General features: G+C 46.2%; 11 protein-coding genes. 2 read left to right on the top strand and 9 right to left on the bottom strand.

Annotation, left to right across the window (positions count from 1 at the left end; all coding sequences use genetic code 11):
* Positions 1-1,061: 1,061 nt before the first annotated feature.
* Together D0T57_RS03205 and D0T57_RS03210 are read left to right on the top strand one after the other, a co-directional pair.
* Positions 1,062-2,021 carry a pectinesterase family protein gene (locus D0T57_RS03205; protein ID WP_163270825.1) on the top strand — a complete coding sequence of 320 codons (960 nt, stop codon included), beginning with the start codon at positions 1,062-1,064 and terminating at the stop codon, positions 2,019-2,021.
* A complete protein-coding gene (locus tag D0T57_RS03210) occupies positions 2,018-3,673 on the top strand; it encodes a rhamnogalacturonan acetylesterase (RefSeq protein ID WP_163270827.1) in 1,656 nt (551 codons plus the stop codon). Before D0T57_RS03205 ends, D0T57_RS03210 begins: the two co-directional genes overlap by 4 nt.
* A 40-nt stretch (positions 3,674-3,713) precedes the next feature.
* Here D0T57_RS03210 and D0T57_RS03215 read toward each other — a convergent pair whose 3' ends face one another.
* The 9 genes from D0T57_RS03215 to D0T57_RS03255 form a co-directional block, all read right to left on the bottom strand.
* Positions 3,714-4,865: a glycoside hydrolase family 130 protein gene (locus tag D0T57_RS03215; RefSeq protein ID WP_163270829.1), complete on the bottom strand. Its 1,152-nt coding sequence runs from the start codon at positions 4,863-4,865 to the stop codon at positions 3,714-3,716.
* 74 nt (positions 4,866-4,939) lie between these two features.
* The gene (locus D0T57_RS03220) at positions 4,940-6,493 is read right to left on the bottom strand and encodes a LamG domain-containing protein (protein WP_163270831.1); all 1,554 of its coding nucleotides are present in this window, start codon (positions 6,491-6,493) and stop codon (positions 4,940-4,942) included.
* Between the two features lie 416 nt (positions 6,494-6,909).
* Positions 6,910-8,844: a RagB/SusD family nutrient uptake outer membrane protein gene (locus D0T57_RS03225; protein WP_163270833.1), complete on the bottom strand. Its 1,935-nt coding sequence runs from the start codon at positions 8,842-8,844 to the stop codon at positions 6,910-6,912.
* Positions 8,845-8,854: 10 nt separating this feature from the next.
* Positions 8,855-12,127: a TonB-dependent receptor gene (locus D0T57_RS03230; RefSeq protein WP_255490474.1), complete on the bottom strand. Its 3,273-nt coding sequence runs from the start codon at positions 12,125-12,127 to the stop codon at positions 8,855-8,857.
* A gap of 37 nt (positions 12,128-12,164) precedes the next feature.
* Entirely contained in the window at positions 12,165-13,544 is a 1,380-nt protein-coding gene (locus tag D0T57_RS03235; protein WP_163270835.1) for a glycoside hydrolase family 76 protein, read from the bottom strand.
* A 23-nt stretch (positions 13,545-13,567) separates the two neighbouring features.
* Complete coding sequence (locus D0T57_RS03240; RefSeq protein ID WP_163270837.1) at positions 13,568-14,800, bottom strand: SusE domain-containing protein; 1,233 nt, start codon at positions 14,798-14,800, stop codon at positions 13,568-13,570.
* A gap of 31 nt (positions 14,801-14,831) precedes the next feature.
* Entirely contained in the window at positions 14,832-16,628 is a 1,797-nt protein-coding gene (locus D0T57_RS03245) for a LamG-like jellyroll fold domain-containing protein (protein WP_163270839.1), read from the bottom strand.
* Positions 16,629-16,650: 22 nt separating this feature from the next.
* Complete coding sequence (locus tag D0T57_RS03250) at positions 16,651-18,948, bottom strand: GH92 family glycosyl hydrolase (RefSeq protein ID WP_163270841.1); 2,298 nt, start codon at positions 18,946-18,948, stop codon at positions 16,651-16,653.
* Positions 18,949-19,083: 135 nt separating this feature from the next.
* On the bottom strand, positions 19,084-20,592 hold the full coding sequence (locus tag D0T57_RS03255) for a glycoside hydrolase family 125 protein (protein ID WP_163270843.1): 1,509 nt from the start codon (positions 20,590-20,592) through the stop codon (positions 19,084-19,086).
* Positions 20,593-20,652: the final 60 nt, after the last annotated feature.

Here is a 20,652-nt window from a genome sequence, read left to right on the forward strand (position 1 = left end):
TGCCCAAAAGGAAGCAAAAGGCTAGTGCTTCGTCCCTCGGCGACCTGTCATCGGTTTGCCGGCTGAAAGGGATAAACGGGCTCCGCCCCATCCCTTTCTCCGCCGTCTTCACCGGACAGGTTCCCGCCTGCGGAACTAATGCACATCCGCTGACGCACGACTAGAATTGTCGCAAACTCTTGTCCGGCGTTAGCCCGCGCCATTAGCTTTGCGTACGGGGTACCCACGCGATGCAGGCGGCGTAGAATGAAGTGGGACTGCTGTTATGCAACTTTGCTAAGCTAACTAAAAGATTGCTGTTAGTTCACTTCATTCAGCCGGCAAAGCGCAAAGTGGGTCGTACGGCGAAGTGGGGCGCAAAAGAGTTTTTGGTTCCTTTTGGGGCTTAGGCCAAAAGGAACGCAAGCAATCTCTGATTGCGCGCAGTATAAAAAAGAACGTTTTGCAGCTAGATTCTAACTGCTGATTCTCATAAATAAGGAATATTTTTGTAATTTTATTTTTATATCTTTATCTATAATAAAAAGCATTTAGCTGATAGCGATCAGCTTTTGCCAAGAAAAATGTAACAAGGAAAAAGGATGTAAAAAGTGTTACATGTGCACAGTACATGACAAAAAAATGATATTCTCTCGAGAGCCTGTAGGGGCGTAATATCTTACGCCCGACACAACCGACGGGCGAATGATAATTGACTCCGTCGATTTTCAATTCGCCCCTACAATGCTAATATTACAATAATTTTAATTTTTGTCATGTACTATGTACATGTGTTACTTTTTTACCTCACTCCCCGCTCTATCCAAAGGGAGAGAGAGCCGCAAAGCCACGACAAGAGAGAGGAAAGTAACAGTTGAGAAAGTATAAAAAAGATGTTACTTGTGTTACTTTTTAGAAAGACACAAGATACCAGCAGACGAGTTAACGAGTTGGTTTCTTGTAAAACATAAACTTGTATCTCGTATCTTGTTTACTAGTATCTAAAGAGACTATTAACAGAAAATACACTCATTATCAACCTTATAATATATTTCAAGAAACCACAAAAAGTTATATTTAAAATGATACAAAAATACTTGCTTATATTCCTGATATTATTTTCTGTAAATACATTGGCACAGGAAAAAACCGAATATATAGTAGACCGTAACGGCACAGGCGATTTCCGCACTATACAGGAAGCCATCAATGCAGTGCGCACAGCCGACCCGCGCGGACAAATCACTATACAGGTAAAAAAGGGAGTATATAAAGAAAAACTGATTCTTCCCCCACATGTTACAAACGTGAGGATAGTAGGCGAAGACAGGGACAAGACCATCATCAACTACGACGACCATGCCAATATAAACAAGATGGGAACATTCAAGACTCACACTTTCCTGCTGAGTGGCAATGATGTGATACTCGAAAACCTGACTGTCGAAAACTCGTCGCAACCATTGGGACAAGCCGTAGCCCTGCATATAGAAGGCGACCGCGTGATACTTCGCAACTGCCGGTTGCTCGGGCATCAGGATACCCTTTATGCCGGACGCGACGGAGCCCGCCAATATTTCGAAAATTGTTATATAGAAGGTACTACCGATTTTATTTTCGGCCCGTCTACTGCATGGTTCGAAGGATGTACGATTCACTGTAAGAGCAATTCCTACATCACAGCCGCAAACACTCCCCAAAACATTAAATACGGTTATATATTCAACAACTGCACCGTAACCACAGCCGACAATGTATCTGCCGTTTATCTGGGCAGGCCGTGGAGAGCCTATTCCATGACCTTGTTTATGAACTGCACATTGCCCAAAGGGATAAAACCCGAAGGATGGAACAACTGGCGCAATGCCGAGAACGAAAAAACAGCCAGCTACATGGAATACAACAACAAGGGCGAAGGTGCAAACACTGCTAACCGGGTGAAATGGGCTAAAATATTGACAGCAAACCAAGCCAAAGAATTTACAATGGAGAACGTATTGGGTGGTTGCGACAACTGGAACCCGCAAAGTTTATTGAGATGAGAAAAACGGCCTTGTATATCCTGTTTCTTTTCTGCCTGAGCAGCCTGTCGAACGCACAAATCCGCATGCTTACTATCGGCGATTCTACAATGGCAGACTACGACCCGGTGAAGAACAGCCAGAAAAAAGAAAAACGCGGATGGGGGCAAATGTTGCCTATATTCTTCGACGGGAACGTACAAGTAGACAATGCTGCGCGAAACGGCAGGAGTTCCAAATCGTTCTACTTCGAGTTTTGGGAGACCGGACTAAGGGAAAGCCTCAAACCCGGAGACTATGTCATTATCCAGTTCGGACACAACGACGAAAAGAATAACGGAGCCGACAGCGACGAAGCAGACAAAAAGAACAGGGGAACAGCACCGTGGAGCCAATATATAAAATACCTCACCAAATATGTGGAAGAAAGCCGCGCCAAAGGTGCTATACCAATTCTGGCAACACCTGTTGTAAGGCGTGCATTCAATGCCGATGGCAAAACGCTGACAAGCACAGCCAAACACAATCTGGTAAGACAATCTGACATAAAGAACGATTCTATAATGAATTATGTGCTGGCAATGAAGTCTGTCGCCCGTACACTATCCGTCCCTTTGGTAGATATGACAACCCTGACGGAAAAACTGGTAATAGAATATGGCCCCGACAAGTCGAAACAACATATCTATTGCGAAGAAGACAATACGCATCTCCGTGCTCTCGGCGGGGTGCTGTTTGCCCGTTTGTTTGCAGAAGAACTGGCAAGAAAGAACATACTGAAAGAACACATCGTATCTTCGAAAGAAACGGTACTGCCTAAAAGGCTGAACTTCGGTTCTCAACTGGTGAGCATCCCTGTCGTACAGGCCTTTACATTGGTTAATGTCGGCATTCCCGGGGAAAAGCATATCAGGCTTATGTCTGCCGATCCTTATATGGTTTCTTTCTATCCCGACAAAGAGTTCTCGCAACTTATCACAGCAGATGCAAACGGTGACTTCATCGCTACGGTATATGTAAAGTTTACGCCGCAGGGTGCACAAGAGTACAATGACGCGCTGGCTTTCAAAAAGGTGCTGATTACCAAGAAAAAGCTATCGGAAAATACGATCGAAATACCTCTTTCGGGCTCAGGCCTTGCTGCCGACAAAGACAAAGTAATAGAAATTACTGCTTCGCCCGCAAAAACCTTTCCAATGGAAACAAAGCCTCAGGTAAAAGGTGATGTAAAAGCCGAACTGAAGCTACAGGGATTGGTAGCCCATCATACAACAAATGCAGGATTGACCGTAATAGAGAATACTGACGCTCAAGACCTGGAATCGGCTGCCCGCGAAATAGATATGAATGCTGCGCGATATGCCGAACTAGCGATAACTGCCAACTCTTACGACATCTACCTCAACCATTTATCATTCTCGCTGAAATCAGAAAGTGGCGATAAGATGCAGTTTACCGTACTTGGTTCTGCCGATGCTAATTTTTCAAAGACCGATTCATTCAGTGTAATGGAGAATATGAGCGATAAAGCTTTGAAGCCATATTCTTTCAACACCATGATAAAGATAGAAAAGGGAAAAACCTACAGGCTAAGGCTATATCCCTGGAACAGAGGCGGATCAAAGAACAAGATTATCTTAGATAATGTAACCATAAAAGGACTGGGCAAGTGAGAGAAGCCATCCTATCGACAGCTCTCTCCTACCCTGCCTGTTATTCTACCGGGTCGCCCGGCACTTTCTTCTTTGGATCGTATATAGCGACACCGACCATAGAATCGGCGCAACCATAATAGAGATACCATTTCTTGTTGTGATACGCCAGTCCCTCGATAAAGACCGTGCCATCTACATACTGCCCGCTTTTCTCAAAGTCGTCCATAGGGCGGAAAAACGGGACATCGAGACGGCCGATAACTTTATAAGGATTATCCAGGTCGAATAGCACCTGCCCGGCACTGTATGTCCCTGCATTGTAACGCTCGTCGCGCCTGTCGTCAGTCCGGTTCTTGCCATTATACAGCAGGAGAATGCCTTTATCTGTAATGATGGCAGGAGGTCCGCACTCGGTAAGGTTGCTGTCGAAGTACTTATAGCGCGGATATACCAGCCCTTTCAGTTCGTTCTTCTCATTCAGCTGGGGAGTCCAGTTTATCAGGTCGTCGGAGGTAGCAGCATTAATCATCTTCTCGCCCCAATACATCAGGTATTTGCCATTCACCTTGGCTATCACCTGCTTGCCATCTACCAGCTTGGTAACAATGGAAGCCGACTTGCTTTCCAGGTTTTCAAACCTGCCATCGTATGCTTTAGCGAAAGCCAGGCCATGCTTCTCCCATGTTACAAGGTCGCGCGAGGTGGCAACGCACAAACGGGGAACCTGCCTGTTCCACCCGGTATAGAACATGACATACAGCCCGTCTTCGGTAACGGCTACACGAGGGTCTTCGCATCCGCCCGGCCACTCCAAGTCCTTCGCATTGTCTTCGTCGGGATAAAGCACCGGCTTATCGCGAAACGACATGGTGATGCCATCTGTGCTTTCGGCCAAGCCTATGCGCGAAGTCCTTTTGCCGACTCCTGTAGCCGAATTATCCTCAGCCCTGTATAGCACGTAAATCTTCCCGTCTTTGACAATGGCGGCAGGGTTGAAGGTATCGCTCTCTTCCCAGCCTACCAAGCCCTTCTGCATAGGACAAAGGAACTTCGTTGCCGGGTTTGGCTTTATCACCGGATTTACCCCCGGCGGACGTACAAAGCCACCCATCGCCCAATCGGGCAGCTTATTGGCATTCGACTTATTCTGAGCCATAAACGGGCTTGAAAACAGCACCGCCAAAAGAGCCATAAATATCTTATATTTCATTATATTCCAATTGTTTGAAAGGGGCAGGAGGTTTAAGCAGACCTCCTCCCCTATGGTTCATTAGTCCTTTGCTTTTACTCTAAAATAGGGTCGGTAGTCCATGAAGTAACCTTATTGGCTGCCTTTGCCTCGTAGTTGTTGTCTGTTAACGAGATGAATCTATCGACCCCATCGCCGGCACCATTATTGAATGCCCAATAAGCAGCCAACCCATCTGCCGACGGATCGACAGAGCTACTATTGTATGCTGCTATTTCGCCAGCATCGAGCGCTTTTGTCCATATACGGGCGTAGCTGATTGCGCCATTTAGCCTGCGTTTGCCATCCGACTGTCCAATAAAGAAGTTGGATGTCAGGTCGATATCTTTCAGGTCGGCAGGTGTTCCGCTCGAATAGCCAAGAGTCTCTTCCACGCCATTTATATACAGTTTTATCTTGTCCGTACCGCTCTTTGCCGGGTCTACTACTATGGCCGCATTGTACCACACTCCGGGTTCTATCTTGGTAGAACCTTCGTAACGGATGCCTCCCTTATTGTCGGCAGCCAATTGTATGTAGCGGTCGCCCGACTGACCTTTGCGTACGTCGACACGCATAAGGAATATCTTTTCCACTCCCATTATTGTATTGATGCGTGCATTGCCATTATCGTCTCCATTCAGGTTTTCGATCATGAAGCGCGACTCATAAGTTATTGCATTCAACCCCTTCATTGCAGGATCGGCTGCCCCATTCAGATGGAAAGGAACAGAGAAGTAGTTGGAAGTCCCTATATTTGCCACCTTGTCTATCTTGTTTACGTTCACTTCGAATGAGAACGTTTGCCCTTCTCCATCTTCGAGAAGGATGGTTGTAGCTCCTGCCGACTTACCTATAATGTTGATTGTGTTGTCTACTACTTTGACCAAGACTTTCGAATCATCTACCGGAGTAGCTACATAGTTGCCGTTTCCTTTCAGTATATTCACCACAGCCTTGTTGTTTACCCCTACCTGCTTCGTCTCGCCTTCTATAATATCGGTATCTATAGTGATAGGGACGATATCGACATCAATCACCAATTCTTTGCCAAGCCTATCGGTGAAGGTAATGGTAGTAGTTCCTATACCTATGCCTTTTACAGTATAGTACGGACGGTAAGGATCGGTATTTTCGATACTTACTACCGATGGGTCTGCTATCACAATATCGAGTTCGTCGTTGCTCGAAAAATTGCCGGAACTTACAACCAACGAAGTTTCGTTGAGCCTTTCCATTTCGATTCCGGATACATTCGCCTGCAACTCGAATGTGCCCACCGCTACGGTAAAATTACCGATAACACCTTCCTGGTCGGTTATTTCTACGGTGGTTGCACCCTGTTTGTTCAGGCTCTTAACAGTAACCACATCGCCCGAAATGGAGGCGGTAGCTATAGAGGTGTCGTAACTTTTTACAGAATATCCTTCATTGCCCAATACAACCTTTACTGTTGCCTGCTCGTTTGCTCCCAGGCGAACAACAGGCTTATTCACTATTATTTCATATACGTCTTTCACGACAGTATCGTCATCGTCGTCGCAACTCAGGAAACTGAATGCCACGGATAACAATAATAGTGTTGTAATATATTTTAAATACTTATTCATATTTCGTTCATTATTAATATCATTATTAACAAATTTTCTTCTCTTTAGATACAAGTAAACAAGATACGAGGTACAAGTTTATATTTTATAAGAAACCAGCCCGTCAACTCGTCTACTGGCATCTTGTATCTCTCCAAAAAGTAACACTTGTAACACATTTTTTATACTTTCTCATTGTTACTTTTCACTCTCCCTTGTCGTGGCTTTGCTGCTCTCTCTCCCTTTGGAGAGAGCGGGGAGTGAGGTGAAAAAGTAACAAAAGTAACACATTTCAGCCTTTTTTTTCTGTTACCTTTTTCTTGCTAAAAGCTAATCGCTATCAGCCAAAAGCTATCCTTATATAGATAAAACTGCCGAAATAAAATCACAGATGTGTTACTTTTTTGTTTCCACAGGTTATATCATACCCTTATCGTTTACCATCCCGGATTTTGCACCAGAGAAGGAGTACGACGCAATTCGCTTTGCATGATCGGGAACAGGTAATGCTGGCTCTGGAATACACGTTCTTCGACACAGAAACGTTCCATTACATATTTCTCCCCGTCCACATCTATTTTTCCATTCGCATTCTTCACCGGACGCATTCCGTTTATCATCCTCTGGCTCTTAGGCAAAGCACCATTGTTGGCAGCCCAATAATTTCTCGTGCGCGAACTGTTGTCGATGCCCGAAGCTTTCCACAGGCTTTCCTTTGCCAACTCCTCGCGGCTTGTAGGCTCAAGGTAAAGGCGGCAATTCCAAGGGCGTTTGTTTTCATAGAAAAACTCGACTCTGCGTTCGCGCTGTATATATTCGAAGAAAAGTTCTTTCGAGGTTTTCACAGTAGGAGGCATCGGTTTCATAAACGACCGCTCGCGTACCGAATTTACCAGGTCATAGGCTTCGCTTATCTTATCGGTTTCGCCCAATTCGTTTACAGCTTCGGCATATATATAGATAAATTCGGGAAGCCGCCATATTGCCGGAGCATTCATGCTGAAACTTCCGCTGCGGTTCCATGTCTCTCGCTGAAACTTGCGCAGATAATAGCCTGTAGTAGTGGCATTGGAAGCCCCGATAGCATCAGAACCGTTGGCTGTATTAGTTATTTTCTGGTTGTTGCTATTGTCGCGATAAGGAGCCCCATGATAGATAATATCGCGGTAGAAACGCGGGTCGCGGGTTCCTTTGGCATACGGATCGGCATCATTGTAACCACCTTTTCGCGCGTCTGACGAATAGATAGGATACCCATAATTGCCAACTATGTATTCGTATTCGTCTACCTGCTCTTGTACAGGTTGCTGGCGCGAACTGCCCGAACGGCTCGGCGGGTAGATATCGCCCTGCCACGCCTGGTCTTTATCTCTCGTGATAAAGAATACACATTCGCCGGCAAAAGCATCCATATCGTGAAACATATCCCACAAGCGTGTATATACACGGCTATCGTTCAGGTTTTCGCCGTTAGGGTCTTTAAAGTCGCTGTCGGTATGCTTGGTGTATAGCGCATAGCGTTTATACCCTCCTACTTCGAAGTCTAAAACTGCTTTGGCGGCATCGCGTGCTTTCTCCCAACGTTTAGAATCGTATCCATATTCGTTTTCGAATATCCGTGTCTGCTGATACCCGTGGCTCTTTGCCCCGTTCCACAAAGGTGTGGCTGCCATCCAGCGCGCAATGGCTATCAATCCCAGGCATGCTCCTTTATCTACACGCCCGAAGTGTTCGGAGGTTTTCACATATTTGGCAGGAACCCTGCGGTATGCCTCTTGTGCATCGGCCACCATTTTCTCTACCATCGCATGTACGGATTCCTGTTTGAAATTCATTTCCTCGCTTGCGCTTATCTTATGGCTTATGTAAGGCGCTTCGCCATACATGCGGAATAGCATAAGATGAAAATAGGCACGCATAAAATAGACTTCTCCTATACGGTAATTAAGTTCTCCGGGCTGTATAGGATTGTCGGGAGTATCATATTTTGCAATTCCTTCGAGAATAAGGTTTGTCTTACGGATACCTTCATACAGGCTCCACCAGTATTGCCCCGAACTGCCCGGCAGCGAATAGGGATTCCATGCCCCGCTATTGAAGTTGTTTGTAATATTTCCTTCCACAGTGGTACCTTCACATTCGTCGGTGATGGCCGACGAGCTGAAGTGTTCGAAAAACACCAACGGCCTGTTTGCTTTTTTTGCCGCAGCATAAGCATCGGTAACCAGTTCGTTGACTTTCTCGTAGCGCGAAAAAACATCCGCCTCCGTTATCTGGTCGTCATCGTCGCGGTCGAGATAATCGCTGCAAGACGATACGAATATGGCAATGGCCGCTAAGCCTATTGTATATAATAATCTCTTTGTCTTCATTTTCTATATTTTAGAATGTTATATCAATACCAAAGTTGAATACTTTCTGAATAGGATACCACGATGCCCCGTCGCCCGATTTGGTTTCGGGGTCTATATCGACGTCTTTCAGCCCATCCCAGGTCAAGAGGTTGAGCCCTTGTGCATATATGCGGACTTGTTGCAGATTGTATTTCTTCAAAAACTTAAGTGGCAGGTTGTACCCTATTTCGATATTCTTCAAGCGCAGGTATTTGGCATCGTAAAGAAACAAGCTACTGTTGGTCTTATTATTGTTGTGCGTACCCATATGCAGTGCCGGATATTTGGCTGTAGAAGCCGTTTCGGGAGTCCAACGGTCGAGGTGCATTTTTTTCACCTTACCTCTTTTATCCTGATCGAACTGAGGGAAATCGTACACTGCTGCGCCATTGAGCAATACAGACGTATTTGTTGCCCCTTGCAGCAATATACTCATATCGAAGTTTTTATACTGGATTCCAAATGGAATACCGAACATCAACTCAGGACTACGCGGATTGCCCATCGCTGTCTGGTCGTCGTCTGTTATCTTACCATCGCGGTCGAGGTCTTTGTAAACGGCGTCGCCGGGAATAAGATCTCCCCAAGGCTGATAGCGTATATCGTTCAGCCAGTCGGCTTCTGCCTGGTCGGCCACAAAGTGGTCGAATACATACACAAAGTTTTCGTAAAGACGCTTGCCTGTCCGTTTGCTCCATTCGTTGTTGCGGGCTACTTCAGCTTTATATTTCAGCTTGTTGCGGGCAAATGTAAGATTGGGACGGATGTAATATCTGAAATCCCTTCCTATCTTGTCGTCCCAGCTTATTTCCAGGTCTATACCCTTGTTGCTTACCTTACCCAAGTTCTTCAAAGGGGCTTCGGTACCTACAATAGAAGGGAATCCCATAATATCGTCGTCGGCCATACTGGTTATAATGTCGTAACGGTATTCGTGGAAAAGATCGACAGTGACGTTTAGCTTCTGCCTGAATGTGGAAAAGTCGATACCGAAATTGAACTTACGCGATTTTTCCCAAGTGAGGTCAGCATTGGCAAGGTTTCCTTCTTTCAGCCCTCCATATCCTGAACCGAAGTCGGAACCAAAGTTGTATCCCGAACCTCCGCCATAGAAAGACAGGTAAGGGAAACGGCTTCCGACCTTGTCGCTACCTACAAGCCCGTAAGATGTCCTTACTTTCAACTGGTCGAGCCACGATGATGCTTTTTCCATAAAAGGTTCGCTGCTGATAACCCATCCCAGCGAACCGGCCGGAAAGAACCCGTAGCGTTTGCCCGGTGCAAAATTTTCGGAACCATTGTACCCGAAATTAAATTCAGCAAGGTATCTCTTGTTGAAATAATATGCCATACGCCCTGTAATTCCCTGATAGCGATATGCCAGTTCGTTGTTTACAGCCCTGTGGGAACGGTTGGCGAGAAGCATACCGCTCAATTCATGTATCTTGTTGAAAGTATTATTATAGTCGAGGCGGGCCTGAATATATGTGCGTCCATCGGAAGCATTGTGGGTCAGCCCATTGCCTATGGTCTGGTCTACGGCATATTTGTTACCTGTCATATAAGCACCCTCGAAATGCCCGGGATTCATATATACGTCGATCTTCTCTTTGGGAACAAAGGTTGCATATTGAGGATATTCCCTGAAGCCTTCTTTGTAGGTATCGAGCTTACGGTTGATCCAGCGGCCTTCCGAAGCATCGTAGGAGAATGTCAGGTCGGCTTTCAGTCCTTTCACCAGAGAATTCATGTCGAAGGTCATGGAGAAGCTACCGTTCAGATACGTGTTTTTCTCGTTGAGATATCCCGTACGGCTCAGCTCTCCCAGCATATTGTAGCGGTAGGTTTCGTCGCCGAACAGCATTCCATAAGGATTTTGTTGTATGTATTCTTCGTTGAGAGGATGGCTGTTTTCTTCCACCAGGATAGGCAGATGCGGCGGCTGTGTGGCAGCAATGGTCATCAGCCTGCCGGCAGTAGTTCCCGGAGCATTGCGCTCGGTGATACGTGCGCCCAGGTCGAGCTTTACGGCCCAGAATTTGGTTATGTCTATATCGATGTTCGACCGGAAGTTGTAACGGTTAAACTTCATCTGCGAATCGTAGTCTGTAACATCAGTATAGCGGTAGTTGCCCCCTTGTGTGAAATAATTGGCAAGTACGTAATAACGCGCCCTGTCCGACCCTCCGCGGATAGACAGGCTATAATCCTGCTGTACACCTGTTTTGAATGCAAAATCGTAATAGTCCCAGTCGTAGCCCAAACCGTCGGAATTATCACCCTTCGCCCTTCTGAATTTGTCTATTGCATCTTGCGAAAAGAGTTTCAGGTTATCCATTTCGTCTCTCGAAGCACCTTTCATCTTGGCATCGTTGACCAACGCTTCATTGTACAATGTGGCATAATCTGCCGAGCCCAGATATTCGGGGAATTTCACAGGATTGTTGAACCCGACCGATGCCTTGAAGTTTACGCTGGCTTTTTCGGCAGCCTTACCGCGCTTGGTTGTGATCACTATTACCCCGTTGGCTCCGCGGATACCATAGGCAGCGGTAGACGAAGCATCTTTGAGGATGGTGAATGTTTCAATTTCTTCAGGAGCCAGATAACTCATATCGCGTTCTATGCCATCTACTATTACTATTGCACCCTGGTCGCCATAGGTAGATTTACCACGGATGAAGAGTTCGCTGCGGTCTACCCCCGGTTCTCCACCCGAATACTGGTTGGCGATAAGCCCCGGAAGGCGTCCTGCCAAAGCATTGTTGATATTGGCCGTAGGGCTTTGCTTCAGGTCTTTTGTGGTGATGGTGGCTATAGAGCCTATCATCGTTTCTTTGCGTTGCTTGGTATATCCTACCACTACTACCTCTTGCAAGGCCTTAGCGTCTTCGCTCATATGAACGGTGATCTCCTTTTTTCCGGCAGGCTTGATCTCTGCCGGCTGAAATCCTATATAAGAAAATACCAGTGAAGCGTCGGCATAAGGCATATTGATGGTAAAGCGCCCGTCGATGTCGGTCATTGTCGCTATGTCGGTACCTTTCACTACTACGGTAACCCCGACAAGAGGGTCGTCGTTCGACTTATCGAGAACGACACCCGTAACAGTGATTTTGTTTTGGTGTATCTCTTTTGCACTATCCGTTCCTTTTGCCGGATTGTAGGCCGCTACAGGGCTGCCCAGCATCAGCAATGAGGATATGGCAATAAAACAGATCCGGGACGATACCGAAACTTGTTTCTTTGTTTTATTCATCATCTGTATATATTAATGTGGATAAAAGTGATTGTTTTTCTTAGTATATTCTGTTTTCAGACTCTTTGCCATTGGCCCAGTCTTCGTAACGTGCGCGTATCTCGATAAGAGTAGCTGCAGACACCTGTGCATTGGTTGCAATGTCGCATACTCCTTCGGCATCCCTGTTGCCCGCAGTAGGGGCTTCGTACCATTTATACTGATAGAAATAGCGGCCTTCGTTGCGGCCTGATGTCCACAATACATCGGCATTGCGGTACAATGTATTTACGAACTTCTGCTTTACCTTCTCCGAAAACGAAGCACTTACCGGTTGTTTCAGCATATCGAGGAAATAACGGAGGAAAACCCCGCGAAACAGCAGGTTGTCGCCATTAGAACCCTCGCCGGCAAATACAGAATTGTTGTCGTCCATCTTGCGGTTTACCTGATACGAGCAGAATGCTACGGCATTGCGGAGGTATTCTTCTTCGCCGGTAGCATAATATAGTTCGAGCGCAGCCCCCATGAAAGTACCCTGATTGTACGACAGAGCCACTTTGTCGGGGTTCCATTGTGCAGGGTCGGGGTTTTCCACACTCATATTATCGTAGACCTGCCCTGTAGAGACATCGCAAAGAAACTGGCTCATCCATGAATATACCTGCTGTGCAAAGTCGAGGAAGTAGGCGGCTTCGTCGTCGCGCCCTTCTTTCTTACAGATTTTATACAGCTTCATGGCAAGCAGGCAGCCCGGCCCGTTGGAACACGACATGCGCGAATAAGGGGCATCCCATTTCCATGCCATACCTTTGCGGCCTGTAGCTTTCAGGTCGCCTTTGTAGTCGGCAATGTCTGCTTCTGTTTCGTTCTTAGCAGTCTTGATGAAGTTCCATTGCGTCATTGTTGCATCCCAGAAAACCTGCTCGCCTGTGATGTCGTACATACGGGCTGTGGTAAGGGCACACCAGAGCATATCGTCGTAGAAGTTGTTCCACAAGCCCATGCTGTTCGGGTAACGGTTGCCCCAGTGGTTCCTTCCATTCCAAAACTTCATCCCTTCGAGCCACGGCTCGAAAGTGTCGCGGTATTTTTGGTCGCCGGTGCGGATGTAGGCATCTATCAAGATATCCATTGCGTGAGGTTGCATCCAGTAGCCAAAGCCAAACTGGCGTTCGTCGGGCTCTGCTCCGCTCTCTATTGTATTAGGCTCGTGCCACTTGAGGGCTGCAAGAAAATATGCTTTTCCGGGAGCCGACGGGTCGTCGTTGCAGTAGAAGTACTTGAGAAAATCGCTTGTACTCTTATTTGCAGCATCTGTCCAGTCTATATCCGATACATATTCTCCTCCCGGCTGCGAATGGCCTCTGTATATATCCTCATCGCCGGAACACGATATCAGAAATAATGCTACAAAAGATAATATAATGTATTTCTTCATTTTAGTTTCCTGTTTTTAGTTTATTATTCTGATGCCACCCAGCGATGTGTATATTGTCCGTAATCGGCATTGAAATAAAGGGTTACATCTGTTTTTACCGTGGCGTCCCACTTACCGTTGTTCTCGGCTCCCCACTGCAACAATACTTCATCGTACCTGAACGAATAATCCCAGTCTCCACTCATTTCGTACATGTTGAAGTACGAATAATCGAGGTTGCCGTCGTTATCATATTTTGGCAAACCCGAATCTTTTATATTGCTTCCCCAGTTGATGCGGATTTCGCCATCGGCAGTCAGCAGCTTCATCCTGAAGTGGTGACGGGTTTCGCCACTGCTTGCCCAACCTTCTTTGCGCTTGTGCGCCGTGAAGTTTTTCACTCCCCATTTGCCATAGCCCAGATAATTGAACTCTTGAGAGTAAGTGCCTGCAATACAAAACAGATATACACTGGAAACTTCCACTATTTCATACTCTTGTGTATTGAAGTTGAGTGTGATGCGGAAAATGCCGTCTTTGGTGCTTTCGCATTCATTATCCTCGTCGTCGAGCCTTTGGCGGAGCTTGTCTTTAGAATAATAATATACATGGCTCTTGCCATCTTTTTCGCAGAAGAACATATAAGTCTTGTCTTTCTTCAATTTGGTGAATACCTGATATATGCCTTCTCCCATCTGCGTCATTTCGAGAGCCAGCGAAGGGTCGCCATTGTCTTCCGTAGCCAATCCGGTAATATACAGATGGTCGTTTTCGCCGGGGATATCGTCTATGCCATCCATCATGAAGATGGTAAATGTGCCTTCGAGGCTGCTCAGTGCTTTATCCAGGCCGCAATAGGCGCGTACACGCCAGCGCAATGTGCCGTTGGAATTAGCTTTGAACCTGGCGAGTTTGCCTATGGCATTCATCTGGAAATGAGAAACTGTAAGTTGTGATGCCAGTGCTTCTTTGTCCGATTTTATAGCGGCAACCGGCTTTGTAAAGTCGCCACCGAGGGTATCGAATAATACTTCGTAGCGGAATACCGTATTTCCCTTCGGCTCTGTTGGTATCCACGATAGTATGATATCTTCGATAGATGTGCCGGATAAGACAACCCTCTCGCCACTAGCCATCGAAGTAAGTGTGCGGACAGGCTCAGGCGGCACTATCGGCTCATAATCGCCGGGATCGAAACCCGGATTGAGATCGTTGCTACATGATGCAAATGCGATGATGCAAAGCAACATGATAAATTTCGACAAGTGTTTTTTCATATATTTGAATTATTAATTATCTAAGTTACTGTTATGGACAACCGGCTGCCGCCCATTTGTCGGCAGGGAATGTCTTAGCATTCTCTACGTTGTTCGACTTATTATCATATACCACAGCATCGCATACTCCGTTGAGGTCGGTGATGGATGGTGTTTGTATGCCATATCCACATACCCATCTGGATATAAGCCCCGACTGGTCGGTTTCGCTGAACAGGCATATATTATCCCTTATCTGATCGGCAGTACGGGCTGTTTTCCACACACGTGCTTCGGCAACTATACCATTCATTGCACGGTAGTCGCCATGTCCTATGCGTCCGATGCCAAGTCCCGGTGCATTGTTTGTCTTCGTTAGGTCTACCGCGGTCTTGTCGATGGTGATCTTATTGTCTGTACTTAGGAAATTGGTATAGAGTTCACCATTTACATATAGCTTATGCCTGTCTTCGGGATTTGGCTGAGAACCATCGAAAACAAGAGCCAAGTGATACCACACATTTGTTTTAAGCAACTTTTGAGTAATCATTTTTTGCTCATCTCCTCCAAGTTTACTTACCAGTTCTACATTCTGGTCGCCTTGGTGGTCGTCGTGATTTCCCCGGAGCAGAAGATTTCCTTCTAAGCCAATAAAACCTTGCAGGCCTCTGATACCATTCAGTTTGAACCTGACTTCGAATGTTACCTGCGGCAATGCCTTATAGTCGTTGCTATTGGCTAGAGCCCCATAATTTGCAATCAAACAATAATCATAGCCCATATTCATGGCCATTGGTACTACCGATATTTCCACATCTTTAGTTTTGCCATGTGCATCTGTTATTGTAACCGATGTGCTTCCGGTCTTTTTAGCGGTCACCGTTACTTCACTTCCCGAAATAGCTACTGTTGCTACGTCTTCGTTGCCAGACACCACACTGTATCCGCCATTGCCGTCGGTAATGCCGAACTTATTATTCGCCTTAGTTCCGTAGACAGTAAGGGTTTCTACATCTGTAGCTATTTCTTTTGGCAATACGGTAACTTCAATATCTTTAGTCGAACCCAACTGGTCGGTTACTGTAACAACTGTAGTTCCCACAGCCTGAGAAGTTATGGTAATTACATTGTTTACTTCGCTTGCAATCACAATACCATCGGGAGAATAGGTCATTACATAGCCTCCATTGCCTGCCAGGATATTTACATCAGTGGTTTTTGAAGGTCCGATAAGCGATACTTCGTATTTATCGAGTTCGAGGTCTACTATCTTGACAAGGATATCTATAATAATCTCTTTGTCTTTCTTATCCTTGATTTTTACCTTTGCGCCACCCTGCTTGAGAGCCTTTACGGTAAATACCTGCCCTGTAAGGGGACCCAGTTCGATAATATCTTCGCCTTCCTCTATCGAGATTTCGTAGTTGCCATTCCCTGTTTCTATTTTTACCGGAATCATAGCCCCGATAAACATTTCGTGTTCGCTTTTATCTACTGTAAGATCCCACAACCGGGCTACCCTTACTTTGATCCGGGCAACTTTCTTGCGTTCGTCTAACACGAGGATTGTAGTTTCACCCAGCTCTGCGTCTTCGGGTGCTTTGATTGTAACCTTATCGCCCGAAACTGTTGCGCCGGCTACGGATGCATCGACAGCCTTGACTGAATAACCGCCATTGCCCGACGTGATGGTAACAACAATCTCGTCGTTTTGCAGCAGCGTGACAGAGGTATTGTCTACAACCAGATCGTTTGCCGGGGTAGCCTCTTTCTCGTCGTTGTCGCAGGAGACGAAGAAAAGAGGTGCTATGAGCGCGATTGATAATAAGAATTTAAACTTTTGTTTCATATAGATTTAGATTAATGGTTTTTTACTTCTTCAATTCATTGGTAAAAGAATATGGGAAGTCTTCTTCCGAAGTGCCTCTCTGCTTATTCGGTACATCAGACATTTCGAATTGGATCGAAGCCCCTTTTGTCAGCAAGCCATGAGTCAGGTAATTTTTTGTGTAATTCTTGCCATTTACCTTCATCGACCTGATGTAGCGGTTCTGTTTGTTGTTATTATCAGCCTTGATGATGATTTGCTTCCCATTTTCGAGGTTGACTTTAACCGATTTGAACAGTGGCGATCCCACTATATACTCATCCGTACCCGGACAAACGGTATAGAATCCTAAGGCTGACAGGACATACCATGCCGATGTCTGCCCGTTGTCTTCATCGCCGCAATAGGCATCGGCATAAGGGTTGTACAACTTATCCATTATTTCGCGCGCCCAGTATTGGGATTTCCAAGGCTCGCCCGAATAATTGTAGAGGTATATCATGTGCTGTATTGGCTGGTTGCCATGCGCATATTGCCCCATGTTCATCACCTGCATTTCGCGCATCTCGTGAATCATGCCGCGGCTCCTCATGCCTAATGATCCGGGAACGATAAAGACCGAGTCCATCATTACATTAAATCCCTGCTTACCACCCATGAGGTCTATCAAGCCCTGCGGGTCGTGGAATACACAGAAACTCCAGTGCCAGCTATTTCCTTCGCAGAAAGCCCCGCTCCAGTCTGTTGCATCGAAATTCTTTTCGAAGTCGCCGTTTTCGCTGCGGCCTGTCATCAGTTTGTATTTAGGGTTGTAAAGGTTTTTATAGTTGAAGGCGCGTTGTTTGTAAATATCTATCTCGCTTTGCGGCTTGTTCAACAGTTGCCCCAGTTTATAGATTGTCCAGTCGTTGTAAGCATATTCGAGTGTGCGGGCTGCGCTTTGCCCTATGCCTACATTGTCGGGTATATATCCCAGACGGTTGTATTGCTCGTGGCCTACACGCCCCGATGCAGTATGTTTCAGATGGTTGTTTGTCCCATGTATCAGGGCTTCCCAAAGCAATTCGATATCGTATCCGCGAAGCCCCTTTATATAAGCGTCGGCAACGATAGATGCCGAGTTGTTCCCTACCATAGAGTCGCGATGTCCCGGGCTTGCCCATTCGGGAAGGAAGCCGCTTTCTTTATAGGCATTTACAAGCCCTTCCTGCATCTTGGCATTCATAGAAGGATACATCAGGTTGAGAAACGGGAACAGGCAACGGAATGTATCCCAAAATCCTGTGTCGGTAAACATATAGCCCGGCAATACCTGCCCGTTGTAAGGGCTGTAGTGAACAACCTGCCCTTTGGCATCAAATTCGTAAAAGCTGCGCGGAAACAGTACCGAACGGTAGAAGCATGAATAGAATGTGCGCAGATTGTCGATATTGTCGTCCTCTACTTCTATCTTGCCTAATACACCGTTCCATACATCTTCTCCTTTTTTCACAATCTGGTCGAATGTGTCGTTGCCCAGTTCGTCCAGGTTGAGTTCTGCCTGCTCGTGGCTGATAAAAGACGATGCGACTCTGGCATGCACTATTTCATTTCTCTTGGTAGAGAAACCGATGATGGCACCCACATGGTTTTCTTTAGCTTCGGTTTCGTTCTTGCGTATTTCGTCGTCGCCCACCGATGCGTAATAGGTAAATGGTTTGTCGAAAACCACTACAAAGTAATTCTTGAAATTAGCGGGAACGCCTCCGCTGTTTCTTGTAGTATATCCTATTATCTTGTTTTCTCCGGGGATAATCTTTATGTACGATCCCCTGTCGAAAGCATCTATCACTACGTAAGATTTTTCTTCTTCGGGAAATGTAAACCTGAACATGGCTGCCCTGTCGGTAGGGGTGATTTCTGTTGTCACATCATGGTCGGCAAGATAGACTGAGTAGTAATGAGGCTTGGCTGTCTCCGCCTTGTGCGAAAACCAGCTTGCACGCTTATCTTGGTGGAAAACAGGCTTGCCCGTTACCGGCATGATGGCAAACTGCCCGTAATCGTTGTTCCACGGGCTGGGCTGGTGGGTTTGTTTAAATCCCCTGATCTTGTCGGCAGTATAGACATATGCCCACCCGTCGCCCATGCCTCCTGTCTGGGGAATCCAAAAATTCATTCCCCACGGACGGGCAATGGCAGGATATGTGTTTCCTGTCGATAATTCAAACTTTGAAAGAGTCCCCGTTAGCGTATTTACGTAATCTACAGGCTTTTGCTTTGTTTGAGCCGATATAAGGCCCGAAAAGATTACACAAACAACTACAAACAGGCACTTTTTAGAAATGCTGTAAAATCTCATATCAATTCAATTTATATATATTATTCAGAAATATTCCGGAAGTGTTTTTCCTAAGGTTATAATAAGGACTTATATTTCTAGTGCATATGCCCTTATCGGAAAAGGAACCTAAACAACCAGAATCATATTGCCTGATTATTTTATCTCGTTGAGCAAATCGGTTTTCCCCTCATTCACCAGTTTGAGTATCAGTTCGCCAAACAAGGTGTTCTGCCATGCAAACCACGAACGGGTGAAATTCTCAGGGTCGTCTTTATGGAACGATTCGTGCATAAAACCTGTACCGGCATCGGTATCCATCAGCATTTTTATGCAGGTTTTTATTTCTTCATCGCTTTGGCTGGTAAATGCTTTCATCATTATGCTCATAGGCCATACCATATCGTATCCGATATGCGGCCCGCCGATACCTTCGCCTGCCGTTCCCTTGAAGAAGTAAGGGTTGTCTTTGCTCCACACAAACCGGCGGGTATTCTGATAGATAGGGTCGTTTACATCTACATCGCCCAGATAGGCCAGCGACAGCAAACTTGGTGCATTGGAGTCGTCCATCAGGTATTGGTTGCCAAAGCCATCGACTTCGAAGGCGTAGATAGTTCCATATGCGGGATGATTGTATGTTGCATATTTCCTGAGGGCGGCTTCTACCTCGTCGGCCAAATCGGTGCATTCTTTTGCCTGTCCTTCACGGCCGCTTACTTGCGAAAGAATTTCAGCCGCTTTCCGCAGAGAGGTTACGGCAAAGAAATTGGACGGAACCAAAAACTGGAAGGTAGTAGCATCGTCTGACGGGCGGAAACAAGATACTATCAGCCCCACAGGGTTGACAGGGTTGCCAAAGCCGAAATTGTTTAAGGTATCGAGCTGGCGTTCGGTCTTGCGCATAAACGTGTATGGCCCTACCCCGTCTTTGCGTTGTTGTTCCTTGAAAGTTTTCAGGATATTATCTATTGCATCGAGCCAATCTTCATCAAACACGCTGGTATCTCCCGTCGCCTTCCAGTAATGGTATGCCAGGCGCAGGGGATAGCACAATGAGTCTATTTCCCATTTGCGCTCGTGCAGTTCGGGTTTCATTGTAGTGACGTCGCTCATCCAGTGGTGGTCGGGATTGGGATCGTAGGGGTCGAGAAAGGCGTTTGCATACGGGTCGATATTGATGCACCTGAACTGGCGGCGGATTACTCCTGCCAACATTGCCTTGAGTTCGCTATCGCTGTTTGCCAACTGTACATAAGGCCATACCTGGGCGCCCGAATCGCGCAGCCACATGGCGTGTATATCGCCTGTATAGACTACGGTATCGTCTTTGCCATCGGTCTTGCGGTGGCGCACGGTGGTATCCAGTGTATTGGGGAAACAGTTTTCGAACATCCACGCCAACTTAGGGTTCTTCAGGAGTTTCTTCACCCGTATTATTTCATTTTCTACTGCTTTGGATGTAAACAGGCGGTCTTTCTTGTCGGGGCGGTTGGTCTTGCTGTAATCGGGATTGCCCGTTTGGCTGATATAGGTATTGTCGGTTACTATCTTAATGCTTTCCCTATAGCTATTAGAGGAAGAGAAAGCTTCGTTTGACACCATACCCGATCCAACCAGGCATAAGGTTAGCAGCCCTTGCTTTACGAACCTTTTATTTTTCATAGATATCATGTTAGTGTGTTATAATTTTTTATGTTTTTCACTTGTTGCATTTTCGCTGAA

Origin of the sequence: Dysgonomonas sp. 511, from assembly GCF_010501105.1 — a bacterium.
In the GTDB taxonomy this organism is placed as follows: Bacteria; Bacteroidota; Bacteroidia; order Bacteroidales; family Dysgonomonadaceae; genus Dysgonomonas.

Bases quoted from the DNA above. Each gene is read 5' to 3' on its own strand.
- D0T57_RS03240 (WP_163270837.1), bottom strand. From the start codon at position 14,800: ATGAAAAAACACTTGTCGAAATTTATCATGTTGCTTTGCATCATCGCA.
- D0T57_RS03250 (WP_163270841.1), bottom strand. From the start codon at position 18,948: ATGAGATTTTACAGCATTTCTAAAAAGTGCCTGTTTGTAGTTGTTTGT.
- D0T57_RS03205 (WP_163270825.1), top strand. From the start codon at position 1,062: ATGATACAAAAATACTTGCTTATATTCCTGATATTATTTTCTGTAAAT.
- D0T57_RS03245 (WP_163270839.1), bottom strand. From the start codon at position 16,628: ATGAAACAAAAGTTTAAATTCTTATTATCAATCGCGCTCATAGCACCT.
- D0T57_RS03215 (WP_163270829.1), bottom strand. From the start codon at position 4,865: ATGAAATATAAGATATTTATGGCTCTTTTGGCGGTGCTGTTTTCAAGC.
- D0T57_RS03225 (WP_163270833.1), bottom strand. From the start codon at position 8,844: ATGAAGACAAAGAGATTATTATATACAATAGGCTTAGCGGCCATTGCC.
- D0T57_RS03210 (WP_163270827.1), top strand. From the start codon at position 2,018: ATGAGAAAAACGGCCTTGTATATCCTGTTTCTTTTCTGCCTGAGCAGC.
- D0T57_RS03230 (WP_255490474.1), bottom strand. From the start codon at position 12,127: ATGATGAATAAAACAAAGAAACAAGTTTCGGTATCGTCCCGGATCTGT.
- D0T57_RS03255 (WP_163270843.1), bottom strand. From the start codon at position 20,592: ATGAAAAATAAAAGGTTCGTAAAGCAAGGGCTGCTAACCTTATGCCTG.
- D0T57_RS03220 (WP_163270831.1), bottom strand. From the start codon at position 6,493: ATGAATAAGTATTTAAAATATATTACAACACTATTATTGTTATCCGTG.
- D0T57_RS03235 (WP_163270835.1), bottom strand. From the start codon at position 13,544: ATGAAGAAATACATTATATTATCTTTTGTAGCATTATTTCTGATATCG.